The organism is Thioclava sp. SK-1 (assembly GCF_001705665.1).
Lineage (GTDB): Bacteria > Pseudomonadota > Alphaproteobacteria > Rhodobacterales > Rhodobacteraceae > Thioclava.
This window is the reverse complement of record NZ_MDHA01000069.1, coordinates 140,185-156,936: the sequence shown is the minus strand read 5'-3', so window position 1 is coordinate 156,936 and position 16,752 is coordinate 140,185. Positions and strand designations below refer to the sequence as shown.

15 protein-coding genes are annotated in these 16,752 nt (G+C 57.3%); 10 read left to right on the top strand and 5 right to left on the bottom strand.

Features of this window, described 5'->3' with window-relative positions:
- Window positions 1-49: 49 nt before the first annotated feature.
- A complete protein-coding gene (locus tag BFP70_RS16695; protein ID WP_066012774.1) occupies window positions 50-877 on the bottom strand; it encodes a GH25 family lysozyme in 828 nt (275 codons plus the stop codon).
- Between the two features lie 296 nt (window positions 878-1,173).
- On the opposite strand from BFP70_RS16695, the gene BFP70_RS16690 reads away from it, so the two are divergent.
- A complete protein-coding gene (locus BFP70_RS16690; protein ID WP_066012773.1) occupies window positions 1,174-1,569 on the top strand; it encodes a hypothetical protein in 396 nt (131 codons plus the stop codon).
- Window positions 1,570-1,824: 255 nt separating this feature from the next.
- Here BFP70_RS16690 and BFP70_RS16685 read toward each other — a convergent pair whose 3' ends face one another.
- Window positions 1,825-2,364: a TlpA disulfide reductase family protein gene (locus BFP70_RS16685; RefSeq protein WP_066012772.1), complete on the bottom strand. Its 540-nt coding sequence runs from the start codon at window positions 2,362-2,364 to the stop codon at window positions 1,825-1,827.
- Between the two features lie 39 nt (window positions 2,365-2,403).
- On the opposite strand from BFP70_RS16685, the gene argH reads away from it, so the two are divergent.
- The 3 genes from argH (at window position 2,404) to BFP70_RS16670 (ending at window position 7,971) form a co-directional block, all read left to right on the top strand.
- A complete protein-coding gene (gene argH, locus BFP70_RS16680) occupies window positions 2,404-3,810 on the top strand; it encodes an argininosuccinate lyase (RefSeq protein ID WP_066012771.1) in 1,407 nt (468 codons plus the stop codon).
- Between the two features lie 152 nt (window positions 3,811-3,962).
- On the top strand, window positions 3,963-5,228 hold the full coding sequence (gene lysA / locus BFP70_RS16675) for a diaminopimelate decarboxylase (protein ID WP_066012770.1): 1,266 nt from the start codon (window positions 3,963-3,965) through the stop codon (window positions 5,226-5,228).
- Between the two features lie 88 nt (window positions 5,229-5,316).
- Window positions 5,317-7,971, top strand: coding sequence for a TIGR02302 family protein (locus BFP70_RS16670; RefSeq protein ID WP_066012769.1), 2,655 nt, complete (start codon window positions 5,317-5,319; stop codon window positions 7,969-7,971).
- Between the two features lie 10 nt (window positions 7,972-7,981).
- On the opposite strand, the gene BFP70_RS16665 is transcribed toward BFP70_RS16670, so the two are convergent.
- A complete protein-coding gene (locus BFP70_RS16665; protein WP_066012768.1) occupies window positions 7,982-9,097 on the bottom strand; it encodes a zinc-ribbon domain-containing protein in 1,116 nt (371 codons plus the stop codon).
- Between the two features lie 141 nt (window positions 9,098-9,238).
- Between BFP70_RS16665 and BFP70_RS16660 the strand changes: the two genes are divergently transcribed.
- The 3 genes from BFP70_RS16660 to BFP70_RS16650 are packed head-to-tail and all read left to right on the top strand — an operon-like array spanning window position 9,239 to window position 11,540.
- Window positions 9,239-9,910, top strand: coding sequence for a cell division ATP-binding protein FtsE (locus BFP70_RS16660; RefSeq protein WP_066012767.1), 672 nt, complete (start codon window positions 9,239-9,241; stop codon window positions 9,908-9,910).
- Window positions 9,910-10,800, top strand: coding sequence for an ABC transporter permease (locus BFP70_RS16655; RefSeq protein WP_176715591.1), 891 nt, complete (start codon window positions 9,910-9,912; stop codon window positions 10,798-10,800). Before BFP70_RS16660 ends, BFP70_RS16655 begins: the two co-directional genes overlap by 1 nt.
- Window positions 10,800-11,540: a 1-acyl-sn-glycerol-3-phosphate acyltransferase gene (locus BFP70_RS16650; protein WP_066012765.1), complete on the top strand. Its 741-nt coding sequence runs from the start codon at window positions 10,800-10,802 to the stop codon at window positions 11,538-11,540. The genes BFP70_RS16655 and BFP70_RS16650 overlap by 1 nt, the downstream gene beginning before the upstream one ends.
- A 101-nt stretch (window positions 11,541-11,641) precedes the next feature.
- Here the strand turns inward: BFP70_RS16650 and BFP70_RS16645 are convergent, their stop codons facing one another.
- Window positions 11,642-12,604 carry an acetyl-CoA carboxylase carboxyltransferase subunit alpha gene (locus BFP70_RS16645; protein ID WP_066012764.1) on the bottom strand — a complete coding sequence of 321 codons (963 nt, stop codon included), beginning with the start codon at window positions 12,602-12,604 and terminating at the stop codon, window positions 11,642-11,644.
- 176 nt (window positions 12,605-12,780) lie between these two features.
- Between BFP70_RS16645 and BFP70_RS16640 the strand changes: the two genes are divergently transcribed.
- Complete coding sequence (locus BFP70_RS16640; protein WP_066012763.1) at window positions 12,781-13,266, top strand: GyrI-like domain-containing protein; 486 nt, start codon at window positions 12,781-12,783, stop codon at window positions 13,264-13,266.
- Window positions 13,267-13,321: 55 nt separating this feature from the next.
- Here BFP70_RS16640 and BFP70_RS16635 read toward each other — a convergent pair whose 3' ends face one another.
- Complete coding sequence (locus BFP70_RS16635; RefSeq protein ID WP_066012762.1) at window positions 13,322-14,281, bottom strand: L-malyl-CoA/beta-methylmalyl-CoA lyase; 960 nt, start codon at window positions 14,279-14,281, stop codon at window positions 13,322-13,324.
- Window positions 14,282-14,623: 342 nt separating this feature from the next.
- Here BFP70_RS16635 and dgcN point away from each other — a divergent pair, with 342 nt between their 5' ends.
- Window positions 14,624-15,631: an N-acetyltransferase DgcN gene (gene dgcN, locus BFP70_RS16630; protein ID WP_066012761.1), complete on the top strand. Its 1,008-nt coding sequence runs from the start codon at window positions 14,624-14,626 to the stop codon at window positions 15,629-15,631.
- Window positions 15,632-15,786: 155 nt separating this feature from the next.
- Window positions 15,787-16,749, top strand: coding sequence for an N-acetyl-D-Glu racemase DgcA (dgcA, locus tag BFP70_RS16625; RefSeq protein WP_066012760.1), 963 nt, complete (start codon window positions 15,787-15,789; stop codon window positions 16,747-16,749).
- Window positions 16,750-16,752: the final 3 nt, after the last annotated feature.

Genomic DNA, 16,752 nt, shown 5'->3' with positions numbered 1-16,752 from the left:
GGCGTGTTGCCCATCAATTGGGCAATGCCTGAGGGGCTGTGACGCCGGATCAGGGCTGCGCGCGGGATGCAAACCAACGGCGCCAGCCCGCGTCGGATCCCGCAAACGCATTCAGATCGACGGTTCCGCCGACACCGGGCACGATCCCGGTGCCGCTATACTGCCAAAACACCCAACGCGTGCCTGGATATTTTAGCGACGGATGTCCGGCGACGGACCGCAGCCAGAAATCGTAATTTCCCAAATGCTCAAGATCATTATCGGCCCAAAAATCAACAGTGGTATAGATCACCGGGCTGGTGCCGTAATGCGCTGTAACTAAATCCAAAAAGATACGCATTTCACGGCGCACGGTCGCCGCATCGGGGCGGCGTTTGCAGGTTTTGGATTGATGATTCCATTCAATGTCCAAAACCGGGGGCAGATCCCCGCTGTGGCGATCGACCCGGTCAATAAACCATTTTGCCTGCTCGACAGGGGTGCGGCAAAAATAATAGAAATGATATGCACCAACGGCGACGCCCGCGCGTCGGGCAGGGCCGGAATTAAGCGCATAACCAGGGTCAATGTGGTCGCCACCTTCAGTGGCTTTCAGCCAGGCAAAGCGGGTGCCTGCGGCGGCGGCTTGGCGCCAGTTGATCACCCCCTGATATCTTGCAGCATCAATGCCATGCACGGGATATGCCGCGGGGACTCTGCCGTCCCAATCATGGGGGGAGCGGTCGCCAAAATTCGTTGGAATGCCTGGCGCACGATATTGTGCAGCACTAAGCGTTCCTGGCGCCATCAATGTGGTGGTGGTCGATTTCGGTTCGCTGCCGCAAGCAGCCAGTGCTGCCAGCCCCAGTGCGATTACTGCCGTTTTAAGCCTGAACATTGCTCTGCCTTAGGGGGTTATGTCGCTTGGACTTGTGCAAAAGGTATGCGTTTTGCTGAATGTCTGCGACGTCGCTTTTGGTTGGATGGGGTGTGATTTGTTGCGCGTTGAGCAACAGTATCGCAAATTTATACGAACCTGCGCGAAAATTTGATCAAGTTGACGATTTCTTTGCATATCGTGGTGGAAAAAGGATCTCGGATTACGGGGCCGCTGTGGCAAGAACTTTGGCGAGAACAAAACGTCGGGCAGGGGAGAGCACTACTATGAAGAACGTCATATATTTAAGGAGAATATTGGCCGTTTGTTTTGCGCTTGTCGCGGGGGGCACTGTGGCCAGCGCCGGTAGTGAACCAATTGAATTTGCGCAAGAGCGTGAGTGCTTGGCGGTTGTCGTGGGCTATACCGAATGGCTTGAGCGTGTTGATATGATGAACTTAAGCGGGGCCGAAAGCGGGTTCTACGGCAATCCAATACAAGAAATTGCCCGTATTGAAAATGCCCGCTATGCGATTCTGACGCGGTTGATCCATGTTTCAGGACGCACTGATGTCAGCGAATTCGCGCTTGCCCGAGATGAGGTCTGGGCCGCGCGGCTTGCCACACCCTCACCCAGCAGCTTTCAAGAGCTTGGCTCGGAATTGCGTCTGGCGCTAAAGCCCTGCCTGGGCGAATTGATGGCGCAGAATTGATCTGCTGGCCGTGGGCTGGGAGTTGATCGGCTGTCCCAATACGTTAGCTACATAGCAAAGCTGAAATTGGGAGAGAGCCGATGAAAATCGCAGTAATTTTGGGGATGTGTTTAGCGCTGACGGCATGTGGAGGCGTTCCACTGGTTCCGCTGATCTAAGGGCTGCGCCAGATAATGCAGTTTGCTGGCAGGCAGCTTGGCGATATCCGTGCTGTGCCCATAGGATTTTCAGTGGGCAAAGCACGGACAGTCTGAATTAGTTTATAAGCGCCTTAATCACGGCCTTTGCATCATCGCTGGCCCAGTCGGCACCGCCGATCAACCGGGCGACTTCTTGTCCGTTTTGATCAATCAATACCGTCACCGGCAGCCCCAGAATGCCCATCGCCCGGGCCAATTTTTGGTTTTCATCGCGGAACTTGGGCAGATGGGTTACGCCGGCCTCTTCAAAGAAACTGTCTACTTTGCGCGGGGGGTTGCGCCCCGTGGCAATGGTCAAAACCTCAAACGCGTCGCCGCCCATCTCGGCTTGCAAAGCGTCCAGCTCGGGCATCTCTTCGCGGCAAGGTGCGCACCAAGTCGCCCACATATTTACCAAAATGACCTTGCCGGCATAATCTTGCAGCCGCAATTCTGCCCCATCGGGATCAGTGAATGGCAGCTCTGGCACTGGCAGTGGATCGTCGTAAACAACCAACTTTTTCATCTCGCCGGTTTTAAGGGCTGACAGGTCAGCAGCCATTACGCCATTTGCACCAAGCGCAAGGGCCGTATAAAGGACGAGCAACCGCAGCATGTAGCCTCCAGATTTAGGGCGCAGACAAAGGGCCAAGTGATGACCGAACAAGCCAAGGACAACCAAGCCTCCAACGCGATGTGGGGCGGGCGTTTTGCCGCTGGGCCTGACGCGATCATGGAGGCAATCAATGCCTCGATCGGGTTTGACCAGCGATTGCACGCACAGGATATCCGTGGCAGCCGGGCCCATGCGGCGATGCTTGCCGCGCAGGGCATCATCAGCAATAGCGATGCAGAAGCCATCCGGGAAGGGCTTCTCACTGTTTTGTCAGAAATTGAGGGCGGAGAATTCCCGTTTTCTACCGCGCTTGAAGATATTCACATGAATGTAGAGGCGCGGCTAAAGGCGCTGATCGGGGAACCCGCAGGCCGTTTGCACACGGCGCGTTCGCGCAATGATCAGGTTGCGACTGATTTTCGCCTTTGGGTCCGTGACCAATGTGATGCCGCCATAAGTGGATTGGAGGCCGTAATCCGGTCGTTGATCGGCCAAGCTGAGGCCGGGGCTGATTGGGTTATGCCGGGCTTTACCCATCTGCAAACGGCGCAGCCGGTCACATGGGGGCATCATATGATGGCCTATGTTGAAATGTTTGCACGCGATTTGGGCCGATTCACGGATGCGCGTAAACGGATGAACGAATCACCCCTTGGTGCGGCGGCTTTGGCCGGGACCGGGTTTAAGATTGACCGCCATATGACGGCGCAGGCCTTGGATTTTGATCGGCCCATGGCCAACAGCCTGGATGCTGTATCCGACCGTGATTTCGCGTTGGAATTTTTGTCTGCAAGCTCGATTTGTGCGGTGCACCTAAGCCGTCTTGCGGAAGAATTGGTGATCTGGTCTTCGGCGCAGTTCCGTTTCGTGGCGATGTCGGACAAATGGTCGACCGGCTCGTCGATCATGCCGCAAAAGCGCAATCCCGACGCCGCAGAGCTGATCCGCGCAAAGATTGGCCGGATCCTTGGTGCGACAGTGGCGCTGTTCACGGTGATGAAAGGTCTGCCGCTGGCCTACTCCAAGGATATGCAAGAAGATAAAGAACAGGTCTTTGACGCGGCGGATAACCTGATGTTGGCGCTGGCCGCGATGGCAGGCATGATTGCCGATCTGACCGTAAATACGCAAAATCTTGAGGCGGCAGCCTCTGGCGGGTTCTCAACCGCGACGGATTTGGCGGATTGGCTGGTGCGCGAGGCTGGCTTGCCCTTCCGCGACGCCCATCACGTCACCGGAACGCTTGTGGCTATGGCCGAAGAAAAGGGCTGCGATTTGCCCGACCTCAGCCTAGCAGAGATGACATCGGTCCATACCGCGATCACCGAAGATATTTATGGCGTTTTAGGGGTTCATAACTCTGTCGCGTCACGCATTTCTTATGGTGGCACCGCGCCCGAGCAGGTGCGCGCGCAGATCGCGCGTTGGAAGGATCTTCTGGCATGATCCGTACGGCCCTGATTGTTCTGTGCCTAGCCCTGTCTGCCTGCGGGGTTGAGGGCGATCCGATCGCGCCAGGTCAGGTGCAAACACAGTAAACATCCGGGCGGTGCGTGTCATGCGCCCCGCTGTCGTTCCCATAGCCGAAAGACCGTCTGATGGACCATTTTACCTATTCCAATGGCATTCTTCACGCTGAAGATGTTTCTATTACCGATATTGCCACCACTGTTGGCACGCCGTTTTATGCCTATTCGGCCGCCACTTTGACGCGCCATTTCCAGTTGTTCCAAGAGGCTTTGGCTTGGACTGATCACTTGGTCTGTTTCGCCATCAAATCGAACTCTAATTTGGCAGTGTTGAAATTGCTGGGCGATCTGGGCGCGGGAATGGATGTGGTGTCGATTGGGGAATATCACCGGGCCAAGGCGGCGGGCGTCCCGGGCGAGCGGATCGTATTCTCCGGCGTCGGAAAAACGCGCGAGGAAATCGCGCTGGCGTTGCAAGGCGGTATTCGCCAGTTCAACGTCGAATCCGAGCCAGAGCTGGAAGCGATTTCACAAATCGCATCGGGTATGGGCGTGACTGCGCCAATTGCGCTGCGGGTCAATCCCGATGTGGATGCGAAAACGCATGAAAAAATCGCCACCGGAAAATCCGAGAATAAATTTGGCATTCCCATTGCTAAAGCCCGCACCGTCTATGCGTTGGCGGCACGTTTGCCCGGTATCGATGTTGTTGGGATTGATGTGCATATCGGTTCGCAATTGACCGATCTGGAACCGTTTGAGCTGGCGTTCACGAAGGTTGCGGATTTAACGCGGGCGCTGCGCGAAGACGGCCATAACATCCGGCGCCTGGATTTGGGCGGCGGTTTGGGTATTCCATACGAGCGTTCCAATGACGCGCCTCCGCTGCCGATTGAATATGGTCAGGTGATTCAGCGCACCGTGGGCGATCTGGGCTGCGAAATTGAAATTGAGCCTGGGCGCCTGATTTCAGGTAATGCGGGGGTTTTGGTGTCCTCGGTGATCTATTTGAAACAAGGTGATGGACGCAATTTCCTGATCTTGGATGCGGCGATGAATGATCTTGTACGCCCGTCCATGTATGGTGCCTATCATGACATCATTCCCGTGGTGCAGGCCGAAGCAGGGGTCGAACAGTCCGCTATGGATATTGTCGGCCCGGTGTGTGAAACGGGCGATACCTTTGCCAAGGGGCGCAATATGCCCCCCGTTGGGCCGGGGGACCTGGTCGCCTTTCGCTCAGCCGGGGCCTATGGTGCCGTGATGGCGTCGGAGTATAATTCTCGGCCGTTGATCCCAGAGGTTCTGGTGCAGGGGGATCACTTTGCGGTCATTCGACAAAGACCGAGCTTTGAGGAAATGCTTTCCCGCGATAGCATCCCTGAATGGCTGTGACTTTGTTTGCGTGACAGGGCGGGCCGTTCTAACATCGGGGTGGTATCGCCCCTGTAGCAGGCCGTAGTCGGCCCGATGAAAGGCCTATATGACGCCGCCCATTGACCAGATCGAAACCTCACGTCGCGCCGCTTTGCGTCGTTTGGCACGACCGCTGTTGCTGACCCGTCTTGGCATGTATGCCGAACGCGGGCTGCGGGCGTTCTGGCCGTGTCTGTCGGTGTTGGCTGTGGCCCTGGCCTTTGGTCTGATGCGGCTGCAAGATCTGATGCCATTGCATTGGGCCGAGGCAGTTTTTGGCTTGTTCGGGCTGGGCTTCCTTGTGTGTTTTGGGATTGGGCTGCGTGGTTTCCACCGCCCCACCCGCGCCGAGGCCGAAGAACGTCTGGACCGCCGCTTGCCCGGACGTCCGATTGCCGCGTTGCAAGATGGCATGGCGCTGGGGCGTGATGATGCGGCGGCGCGTGCGCTTTGGGCGGCACATATGGCGCGTATGGCGCAGGCGACACGGCAGGTTAAACCGGTTCGTCCGGCGCCTGATTTATCGCCGCGAGATCCCTATGGTTTGCGGCTTACGGCATTGACTGCATTGGTGGTTGCACTGTTGTTTGGTGCCCCTGATCGGTTGTTCGAAGCTGGGCGAGGCACCACCATTGGCAGCCCGGTTCTGGCGGCAATGGGCCCGTCATGGGAAGGATGGGCCGAGCCGCCGCGATATACCGGCAAGCCGGGCCTGTATCTGAACAGCTTGAAGCAAGACAGGATCGAACTGCCCGAGGGCACGCAGTTTTCCTTCCGGTTTTACGGCGCGCCTGGCACGATCAGTTTTTCGGAAACCGTCACGCGGCCCAAGTCGGTCTCGGAATTCGCAAGTGACGAAACAACACAGGTCGAGCAGCGTGATTTTGAAGCCCGCGAGTCTGGCTATATCGAAATCGCCGGTGCTGGCGGGCGCCGTTTTGATATTGAAATTTTATCCGATGATGCGCCCAGCGTGTCGCTTGTTGGTCTGGCGGAACGGCGTGCAGATGGCCAAATGGCACAGCCCTTCCGGGCGCAAGACGATTATGCGATCACACAGGGGCAGGGACGAATCACTTTGGACCTGGCCGCGCTGGACCGTCGCTACGGCCTGGCTTTGCCGCCCGAACCGCGTGATGATCTGATTGTCGATCTGCCATTGCCATTCACCGGATCGCGCGCTGACTTCACCGAAACATTGGTAGAAGATGCAGCCAAACATCCATGGGCGAACCTGCCGGTTCGACTGGAACTGACTGTGGAAGACGGTTTGGGGCAGGTTGGCACTTCCGGGCCGCAGGTGATGGAATTGCCGGGGAAACGCTTTTTCGATCCTTTGGCCAATGCGCTGATCGAGGCGCGACGCGATATTTTATGGTCACGCGATAATGCGTCCCGCGTCAGCCAATGGTTGCGCGCCGTGTCAAACCGCCCGGGCGATATTATCCGCAAGCCGGAAGTTGCTTTGATGTTGCGGGCGACGATTGGCGTTTTGGAAGCCGATGAATTCACCGCCCAGACGCGTGATAAAGTGGCCGATAACCTGTGGGATCTGGCCTTGTTGCTGGAAGATGGCGGGCTGGCCGATGCGTTGGCCGCGATGCAGCAGGCACAAGAGCGCCTGTCAGAGGCGATTCGCAACGGCGCGTCCCAAGATGAGATCAATAAGCTGATGTCCGAGCTGAAACAGGCGACGGATAATTATCTGAAAATGTTGGCAGAGCGGTCTCAGGACCAACAAGAAGGTCCGCAATTTGGGCAAAATCAACAGCAAAACCAGCAAATTTCCGGCGATCAGATCCAGCAGATGATGGATGAAATTCAGCGCCTGATGGAAGAAGGCCGGATGGCCGAGGCGCAAGAAATGCTCAATCAGCTGGCCCGCATGATGGAGAATTTACAAGTCACCCAAGGGCAGGGGCAGGGTGATCAGCCCGGAGATCAGTCGATGCAAAGCCTGCGCGACACGTTGCGTGATCAGCAAGAATTGTCCGATGATTCTTTCCGTGAATTGCAAGATGGGTTTGAACAACAGCCCGGTCAAGGCCAACCGCAGCAAGGGCAAAATGGGCAATCCCCTAATGGACAAGGAGCGCAGCCCGCTCCCGGACAGGGTGCTGATCAGGGCGAAGGCGAGGGCGAAGGCGTGGGGCAAGGCCCCGGGCAAGGGGGGCAGCAGCCGGGTAATGGTCAGGGCCAAAGCCTTGCACAGCGGCAAAAAAGCCTGCGCCAAGAGCTGGGCCGGCAACAGGGGCTGATGCCACGGTTCGGCAGCGAAGCTGGCGATGCCGCGCGACAAAGCCTGGACGATGCTGGCCGGGCCATGGAACAAGCCGAAGAGGCACTGCGTGATGGCAACAATGGCCGCGCATTGGACCGTCAAGCGGATGCAATTGAGGCGCTGCGCGAGGGGATGCGCGCCTTGGGTGAAGCCATGTCAGAAGATCAGGCGCGTCAGCAGGGCGGTGCGGGTGAAGGGCAAGATGGTCAGGGGCAACGCTTTGGTGACGCCGGACAAGGCAGCCGCGAAATGCCGCGCGATCCGCTAGGCCGTTCAATGGGGCAGGGCGGGCGCTTGGGGTCGGAAGACAGCCTGTTGCAGGGCGAAGATGTGTATCGCCGCGCGCGGGATTTGCTTGATGAGATCCGTCGCCGTTCTGGCGAGCGTTTGCGCCCCGAGCAGGAATTAGATTACTTGGATAGGCTGCTGGACCGTTTCTAAGGCACAACCCTTATTGCAGGCGGCTGTCTTTTAACTGCAAGATCAGGTTCTGCAGCTGTCGATCCAGGTCAAGGCGCAGCGCGTCCACCGTGTTTGCATAGGCGGTGAATGGCACGGATAGCATCGGTATTGTCTGGGCCATCGGGCGCGCGGCGGCATACAGTGCGACGCAAATCACCGCCAGGCCGATCACTGAAAAGAACCCCAGTCGAAATCCAGAACGCCGTTGCGCCTTGACCTGTGGGGCATCAACTGCCGCTGCTTGACCGGTGCGATCGGCACTGGCGCGTAGGGTTGAATTGATTTCTTCAATGTCGGGCAGACGGGTGCGTGGGTTTTGCGATGGAACCTCGGGTTCGGGACGCGGGACCAGCCGTGCAGGTTTGACCGACACGGTGGATGGGGCGGGCGTTTGCGTCTCTGGCTCTGGAGGCTGTGCGGCGGCAAGTTTGGCCTGCACGCGGCTGGCGGCCGACATCGCCGGTTCCAAGTTCATTTCTTCTTGGGTTTCCAGCAATGTGCCTTCGGCGCGGCGTGCTTCGGCTTCACGCTGAGCTTCTTCACGCAGAATGCTTAGAAGGCTGTCATCCATGCGGCGCTTACGCGGACCGCCAACCGGCGCGGGGGGCGATTCCGGTGCAACCTCAACCGGGGCGGAAATAGGCGCCTCTACCGTCACTGTCGCGGTCTGCTGTGGGGCAAGATCTTGGGCCAAAGGCTCGGCTTCGGCTTCCAGTTCAGCAACGATCGAGGCCGCGATATCATCATCACTTGGATGCGGCTTTGGGGCGGTTTGCACTGGTTCGCCGCGTGCAATAGCCTGCGAACGTGTCATGGCGCGTTCCAGCCCAGATGCGCGTGCGCGGGCCAAATCGTTGATATCGAAGGCATTGGGTGGCGGATCCTCGGAAAAATTGGGGGATGGTGCAGCAGCGGGTTGCGCCGCGCCTTCCCATTCTTCCGGGCTGGGGTCAAGGTCTTGCGCCGCAAGCGCATCCATCATCGCGCGGCTTTGTTGAAACCACGTTTTCCCACAGCTTGAACATTGCACATCACGACCGGCGTCAGGAATGACGCTGTCGCCGACTTCATATTGTGCCGAACAGTTTGGGCAGATCAGCCGCATTCGGGTTCTTGCTCCCTTGCCACTTGCCATTCTGGCAATTCACTTACTGATGTTGTAGCAAGCAGTTAAACGATATCCAAGCTATAGCGTTGTCTGCGCACGCCGGGGATGTCAAGTCAGCGCAAAATCAGGGGCGATGTAGTGATTGAGCTTCAAAATGTGGCTGTAGGATACGGCGGGACCGATCTTTTATCGGAAATGTCGTTGAAGCTGGTGCCGGGTTCGTTCCATTTTCTGACAGGGCCGTCTGGCGCGGGAAAAACCAGTTTTTTGAAACTCTGCTACGGAGAGCTGACGCCGTCGGCGGGCCATCTTAGCTTGTTCGGCCAAGATGTGCGGATGTTGGGGCGCGATGATATTGCCAATATCCGTCAACGCGTTGGGGTCGTGCATCAGGATTGCCAATTTCTGGACCATTTGTCGCTGGAAGAAAATATCGCGCTGCCGCTGGCGGTGACACAGCGCACGGTTAACCGTGATGAGCTGCGCGAATTGCTGGGCTGGGTCGGGCTTAGCGCGCAAGCGCAGGCGCTGCCACCGCAGTTGTCGGGGGGCGAGCGCCAACGCGCCGCGCTGGCCCGTGCCGTGATGATGAGTCCGGAAGTGATCATCGCAGATGAACCGACGGGGAACCTTGATTGGGAGATGTCGCTGAGGTTGTTGTCTTTGTTGGTAGAGCTGAACCGGATGGGCAAAACCGTGGTCATCGCGACCCATGATTTGAACCTGATCCGGCAGACCAAGGCGCAGGTTTCGGCACGGGTGTTGCGGATTGCTGGCCGCAGGCTGCATTTGGCGGGGGCGGATCTATGATGAGATTACCATTTGCAAAATTTGATCCAGGCCAGGCCGGGCGTGTGGTGCCGCCCACAGGGTTTACCGCGAATTTGACGGTTTTGACTGCGGCCGCGATGGCATTTTTGGCCGTTTTCGCGCTGGCGCTGTGTTTTGCTACGGATCGGCTTGCGACGCGGTGGTCGGACAGTTTGGCGCGCTCCGCCACGGTGCGGATTTCCGCGCCGACGGAGCAAATGCAAAGCCAAACCGACGCAGTGCTGCAGGTATTGTCAGAAACGCCGGGCATCGCGGATTACGGCGTTTTAAATAATGATCAAATGACCGGCCTTTTGTCGCCTTGGTTCGGCCCTGATCTGCCGATCGACACATTACCATTGCCCAATCTGGTAGAGATTACCGAAACAGCCGTCGGCTTTGATTCCGAAGGCTTACGCCTGCGCCTTGCGGCCGAGGCGCCCGGTGCGGTGCTTGATGATCATTCCCGGTGGCGCCGTCCGTTGGTGGCCGCGGCCAGCCGTTTGCGCCTGTTGGGCGTGGTGTCGCTGCTGCTGATCGGTGGCGCGATGGCTGGGATGATTACGCTTGCGGCGCAGGCTGCACTGGCGGCCAATACCCAAGTGATCCGCACGCTGCGCCTGATTGGTGCGCAAGATCGTTTTGTCGCACGGGCCTTTGTGCGGCGCTTTACCGCGCGCGGCATCTGGGGGGCGTGTTTTGGCACCGGGCTTGCAATGCTGGCCGTGGCGTCCTTGCCCGCGGCCGATACGGCAGGCGGATTTTTGACCGGCCTTGGCTTTAGCGGCGCAGGCTGGATTTGGCCGTTGCTGATCCCTGTTACGGCCGGTGGCGTGGCATGGTTGGCCACCCGATTGGCCAGCGCGCGCGTGTTGAAAGGAATTCGTTGATGCAACTGATCCGCTCGGTCATCTTCATTGTCTTGATGTATGTCGCGCTTGCGTTGATTGCGACGTTGCTATTCCCAGTCGCCTTGCTGGGCGGGCGCAAAGTGGCAGCATGGGTGTGCCGGCTGTTTTGCCATTATGTTCGCTTCTCGGCGCGTTGGATCGTTGGCCTGCGGTCGGAGGTGCGCGGAACTCCCCCAACCGGCGATGTCATGATCGTGGCCAAGCACCAAAGTTTTTTCGATATCTTGATGATCTACTCTGCCATCCCACAGGGCAAGTTCATCATGAAAAAGGAACTGGTCTACACACCTTTCGTGGGTTGGTTTGCCTGGCTGATCGGCTGCATCCCGGTGGACCGCGGCAAACGTGGCGCTGCGATCAAGGGCATGCTGCGCGCGGCCAAGAAAAATCGCGACAAAGGCGGTCAATTGGTCATTTTCCCGCAAGGCACGCGTGTCGCAGCTGGCGTCCAGCAGGGCTATAAGGTCGGGGCGGGCATGCTTTATGGTGTGATGCAACAACCCTGTGTCCCGGTGGGTGTGAATGTCGGCGTCTTTTGGCCGCGCCAGTCGCTGCTGCGAAAACCCGGTCTGGCGGTGATTGAGTTTTTGCCACCCATTGAACCGGGCCTACCGCTGCAAGAATTTATGGCGCGGATGGAAACCGAGATCGAGGCAAGCTCAAACAAGCTGATGGCCGAGGCGGGACTGATCGTGATTCCGCCCGATGCGCAGCCCTGATCGCACGGGCGCACCCATTACAGTGTTTGCATAATAAAACCCGGTAGCGCGCGCTACCGGGTGATCGTTCTTATATGCAAGGCAAATTGCGGTCGACTGTTTTAGGCGGCCAGACCTTTTGATCCCATTTCAATGAATTTCTTGCGCCGCGACTTGATCAAGGCGCTGCGATCTTTGTCGTCCAGCTCTTTCAACATCAATTGGATTTCGGCGCCCACGGCATCCAAGGTAGCGGCACGATTGCGCTGTGCGCCGCCCATCGGTTCTTTGATGATCCTGTCGATCACGGCAAGCTTTTTCAAATCTTGGGCGGTCAGGCGCAACGCCTCGGCGGCTTCGCGCATTTTCTCGGCGTCTTTCCACAAGATGGATGCGCAGCCTTCTGGCGAAATGACCGAATATACCGAATGTTCCAGCATGGCGATCCGGTCGCCTGCGGCAAAGCCCACGGCCCCGCCAGAGCCGCCTTCGCCGATCACCACAGATACCAGTGGCACACCGATGGACAGGCATTTCTGCGTGGAGCGTGCGATGGCTTCGGATTGGCCGCGTTCTTCTGCGCCCTTGCCTGGATAGGCGCCGGGCGTATCGATCAGCGTTACGACGGGCAGGCCGAACCGGTCCGCCATATCCATCAAGCGGATCGCCTTGCGATAGCCTTCAGGGCGCGCCATGCCAAAATTCCGGGTGATGCGGGTGGCTGTATCATGGCCTTTTTCATGGCCAATCACCACGACCGGCTGATCGTTGAACCGCGCAAGCCCGCCCATGACAGCATGATCGTCGGCAAAGTTACGATCACCGGCAAGTGGCGTATATTCTGTGAACAGGGCCTCGATATAATCTTTACAATGCGGGCGGTCGGGATGCCGGGCCACCTGACATTTCCGCCACGGGCTGAGATCTTTATACAGATCTTTCAGCATTTGCGCGGCTTTCTTGTCCAGCGCAGCGGCCTCTTTTTCGACATCCATCTCTTCATTCGCACGCGCCATCGCGCGTAATTCTTCTGCCTTGCCCTCAATTTCTGCGAGCGGCTTTTCGAATTCAAGATAGGTTGTCATACGAGGCGCCTCCGTGTCACGACTGGGTCTATATGACCGTGCATTTCGGGAAATGCAACGGGGGCAGGTTGGCACAACGCGTATATGCGCTAGCTCAGCATCAGCAATTGGTTCATATCCATGCCAGCATACAAGGTCTGTGCGGCTGCATGGGCGATATTTTTTGGAGGACAGTGATGATTTCCGAAGTCACCATACACGAATTGCCAAAGGTGCGCCTTGTTGGGTTATTGCATCGTGGGGCCTATGCAAAGTTGGGTGACACGTTCGATCGGCTAAGCGCAATGTTTGAAGAAGGCGCGCTGTGGTCCTATGTGTCGGATGCGGCGGCGATTGGGCATGACAATCCGCGTGTCACCCCGGTTGATCAGCTGCGTGCGCATGCATGTTTCGTGGTTACCAATGAATTTCCGATGCAAGCCCCGTTGGAAGAGCATGTCTATCCCGCAGGCCGCTACGCGGTGATGGAGGTCAAAGGATCCTATGATCTTTTGTCAGATGCCTATCGGATGTTATTTGAAGAATGGTATCCGTCATCGGGCGAAACCTATCGTGGGCCGGCCGCATATGAGGTCTATCTGAATGACCCGTCGCAGGTTGCTGAAAACGACTTGCTGACAGAAATTCGGATCCCATTGGCCGGTGGAACCGACGCAGGCTGAGCCAAACCGACGCCCTATGCCCCAGCGTCCCGTGCCGGGGCATAGAGAAAACGCATCAGCCTGCTGCGATCATTTCGGATTGACGGACGATCACCTCAGCCTGTTTGATCGATGCAATATCGACAAGCCGGCCTTTGTACACCGTTGCCCCGGCGCCTTCGGATTTGGCCTTTTCCATCGCGGCCAGAATTTCTCGCGCTTCGGCGACGGCCGCCTCGGACGGGGTGAAGACCTCATTGGCCAGCGCGATTTGCTTCGGGTGGATCGCCCATTTTCCCACCATTCCCAATGTGGCAGACCGTAGCGATTGCGCGCGATACCCGTCGTCATCGCTGAAATCGCCAAAGGGGCCATCGACCGGCAACAACCCATGTGTGCGGCACGCTGCAACAATTGCGGCTTGCGCCCAATGCCACGGATCGGACCAGTGTTTTTGGCCGTCATGCAGCATGTAATAGTTTTCCTGTGTGCCGCCGATTCCGGTCGTCGCCATACCCATTGAGGCTGCGAAATCCGCTGCTCCAAGGCTCATGGCCTGCATCCGCGGGCTAGAGGCGGCAATTTCTTCGACATGCGCAAGGCCGGCAGCGGATTCGATGATAACCTCAAAACTGACTTTCTTTGTGCGCCCTTTAGCGGCCTCAATCGCGGTCACGAGTGCATCAACCGCATAAACATCTGCCGCGCAGCCCACTTTGGGGATCATGATCTGGTCGATCCGCTCGGAGCCTTCTTCCAAGATCTCTACAATGTCACGATACCAATAGGGCGTGTCCAACCCATTGATGCGAACAGATAAGTATTTGGTGTTCCAGTCAATATCATGGCTGGCCTGAATGATATTGCGCCGCGCAGTGGCCTTATCACTGGGCGCGACACTGTCCTCCAAATCCAAGTTAATGACATCCGCAGCCGAGGCCGCCATTTTAGGGAACAGTTTGGTGTTCGATCCCGGGCCGAACAATTGGCAGCGGTTCGGGCGGGCCGGGGCGGCGGGCTGGATGCGGAAACTCATTGTTCCTCCGGTAATGATATGTCTAATTGCGTCATAAATTCGATATAATATTGCGCAGCTGGCCGCAAGGAAATTCTGCATTGCGGCATGTTCTTAAGAATGTAACGGTCATGAGCATCGGAACCTATGCTGCGTAATGTATGGTCTGCGCTGGAATCTGGTGTGATTCAATGCGTTCGCAATCAATTACCAGCGTAATAAACCTATCAGGCGCTGATTTTTCCCGCGATATTTCTATTTTGTAGAAGAATATTGCAAAACTGAGGCGACAAAGATCGAAGATAAACAAGAAATTCCGTCAGGAAGTTTTACCTTATCTTCAAACATCAACAGGAGGGCACAATGGCGCTTATCGAAACCCCGTATCTGCTGTTTCTTGGCGACGCGCCGGACGCGCTCGCAGCAAAGGTTGCACAAGGCGTAAAGGACTGGCGTCCGGACTATGCCATTGGTCAATATCGCATGGATGGCTGCAAGGCCGATATGGGCCTACAGGATCTGGACATTCAGGCTGCTGTTGAGGCGGGCTGCAAAACACTGGTTATCGGCGTGGCCAACCGTGGCGGCGTGATTTCCGCGGCGTGGAAAACCGTGCTGATCGAGGCGCTTAACGCCGGATTGGACATTGCATCGGGCCTGCATAACCTATTGCGGGACGAACCGGATCTGGTGGCGGCAGCCAAAGCCAATGGCCGTCAGCTGCATGACGTGCGCATCCCATCGGTAAAATATCCGATTGCAAATGGTGTAAAACGCAGCGGCAAACGCTGTCTGGCTGTTGGCACCGATTGTTCGGTCGGCAAGATGTATACCGCGCTTTGCCTTGAAAAAGAGATGCTGGAGCGCGGCATGAAAGCCAGCTTCCGCGCCACCGGGCAGACCGGGATCTTGATCACCGGCGACGGCGTGCCGCTGGATGCTGTGATCGCGGATTTCATGGCCGGTTCGATTGAATATCTGACGCCCGACAATGACGCAGATCACTGGGATCTGATCGAGGGTCAGGGCTCTTTGTTCCATGTGTCTTATTCCGGCGTGACAATGGCATTGGTGCATGGCGGTCAGCCAGATGCGCTGATTTTGTGTCACGAACCCACTCGCGATCACATGCGCGGCCTGCCAGGGTACAAATTGCCCAGTCTTCAGGCGCTGCGCGATATTGCGCTGCAATTGGCCCAGGTTGGCAATCCAGATTGCCAGGTGGTCGGCATTTCGGTCAACACCAAAGGCTTGGCCGAGGATGACGCGAAATCCTACCTTTCGGGACTGGAAGCCGAACTTGGTTTGCCCACCACCGACCCGTTCCGGTTCGGCGCAGGGCCGCTGGTGGATGCATTGGCGAAAATCTAACGGCACTCTCCCCGCTGGTTCATGGAGGCCGGCGGGGATTTTTCTATGAATAACATTCGGATCAACTGGTTGCGCTTGACGCTGATATGGCTGGCCATGGCCGTTCTTGCCCCTAGTTGGGACATTATAAACCGGAACAAACGGGAGTATCAGCGATGATCACGGTAAGCGAAGACAGCTTCAAACTGGCGCAAGCCTTTACCATCTCGCGCGGGTCGCGCACGCAATCAGATGTGCTGACGGTGAAAATTAAACGCGACGGCATCACCGCAATGGGCGAGTGTCTGCCCTATGCGCGTTATGGCGAAAGCCTAAGTTCGGTGGCCGATCAAATCCGTGCGCTGCCAGCCGATATCTCCCGTGCGCAATTGCAAGAGGCCTTGCCGGCGGGTGCCGCACGCAATGCCGTCGATTGTGCTCTGTGGGATTGGGAAGCAAAAAAGGCAGGAGTTCGGGTTTGGGAGCTGGCCGGGCTGCCCGCGCCCCAACCAGAGGTCACGGCCTATACGCTGTCTCTTGATACTGTTGAGAATATGCGCGCTTCGGCTGCCAAACATTCTGACCGTCCGGTTTTGAAGATCAAATTGGGCACGCCAGATGATATTCCACGCCTTGAGGCGGTGCGCGACGGCGCGCCCGGTGCAAAAATCATTTTGGATGCGAACGAAGGCTGGGAAATGGAAAATTTCCTTGATATTCAAAAGCATCTTGTACGCCTGAATGTCGCGATGGTGGAGCAACCCCTGCCTGCTGCCGCAGATGAGGGCCTGTCCGCAGTCGAACGGCTTGTCCCGATTTGCGCGGATGAATCCTGCCATGACCGCGCGTCTTTGGCCAATCTGCGCGGCAAATATGATATGATCAACATCAAGTTGGATAAAACCGGCGGCCTGACCGAGGCGCTGGCGCTGCGCAATCTAGCGCTGTCGGAAGGGTATCAGGTGATGGTCGGCTGTATGATCGGGTCGTCCCTTGCAATGGCCCCGGCGACACTGGTTGCGCAAGGGGCGAAGATCGTCGATCTTGACGCGCCGCTACTTCTCGCCGAAGACCGTGAAACGCCGCTGCATTATGAAGATGGCAAAGTCTATCCACCCGAAGCTGCGCTTTGGGGCTGAGTG

Excerpts from the sequence above, each read along its gene's own strand:
- BFP70_RS16695 (WP_066012774.1), bottom strand. The coding sequence starts at position 877 with ATGTTCAGGCTTAAAACGGCAGTAATCGCACTGGGGCTGGCAGCACTG.
- BFP70_RS16685 (WP_066012772.1), bottom strand. The coding sequence starts at position 2,364 with ATGCTGCGGTTGCTCGTCCTTTATACGGCCCTTGCGCTTGGTGCAAAT.
- argH (WP_066012771.1), top strand. The coding sequence starts at position 2,404 with ATGACCGAACAAGCCAAGGACAACCAAGCCTCCAACGCGATGTGGGGC.
- lysA (WP_066012770.1), top strand. The coding sequence starts at position 3,963 with ATGGACCATTTTACCTATTCCAATGGCATTCTTCACGCTGAAGATGTT.
- BFP70_RS16670 (WP_066012769.1), top strand. The coding sequence starts at position 5,317 with ATGACGCCGCCCATTGACCAGATCGAAACCTCACGTCGCGCCGCTTTG.
- BFP70_RS16665 (WP_066012768.1), bottom strand. The coding sequence starts at position 9,097 with ATGCGGCTGATCTGCCCAAACTGTTCGGCACAATATGAAGTCGGCGAC.
- BFP70_RS16655 (WP_176715591.1), top strand. The coding sequence starts at position 9,910 with ATGAGATTACCATTTGCAAAATTTGATCCAGGCCAGGCCGGGCGTGTG.
- BFP70_RS16650 (WP_066012765.1), top strand. The coding sequence starts at position 10,800 with ATGCAACTGATCCGCTCGGTCATCTTCATTGTCTTGATGTATGTCGCG.
- BFP70_RS16645 (WP_066012764.1), bottom strand. The coding sequence starts at position 12,604 with ATGACAACCTATCTTGAATTCGAAAAGCCGCTCGCAGAAATTGAGGGC.
- BFP70_RS16640 (WP_066012763.1), top strand. The coding sequence starts at position 12,781 with ATGATTTCCGAAGTCACCATACACGAATTGCCAAAGGTGCGCCTTGTT.
- BFP70_RS16635 (WP_066012762.1), bottom strand. The coding sequence starts at position 14,281 with ATGAGTTTCCGCATCCAGCCCGCCGCCCCGGCCCGCCCGAACCGCTGC.
- dgcN (WP_066012761.1), top strand. The coding sequence starts at position 14,624 with ATGGCGCTTATCGAAACCCCGTATCTGCTGTTTCTTGGCGACGCGCCG.
- dgcA (WP_066012760.1), top strand. The coding sequence starts at position 15,787 with ATGATCACGGTAAGCGAAGACAGCTTCAAACTGGCGCAAGCCTTTACC.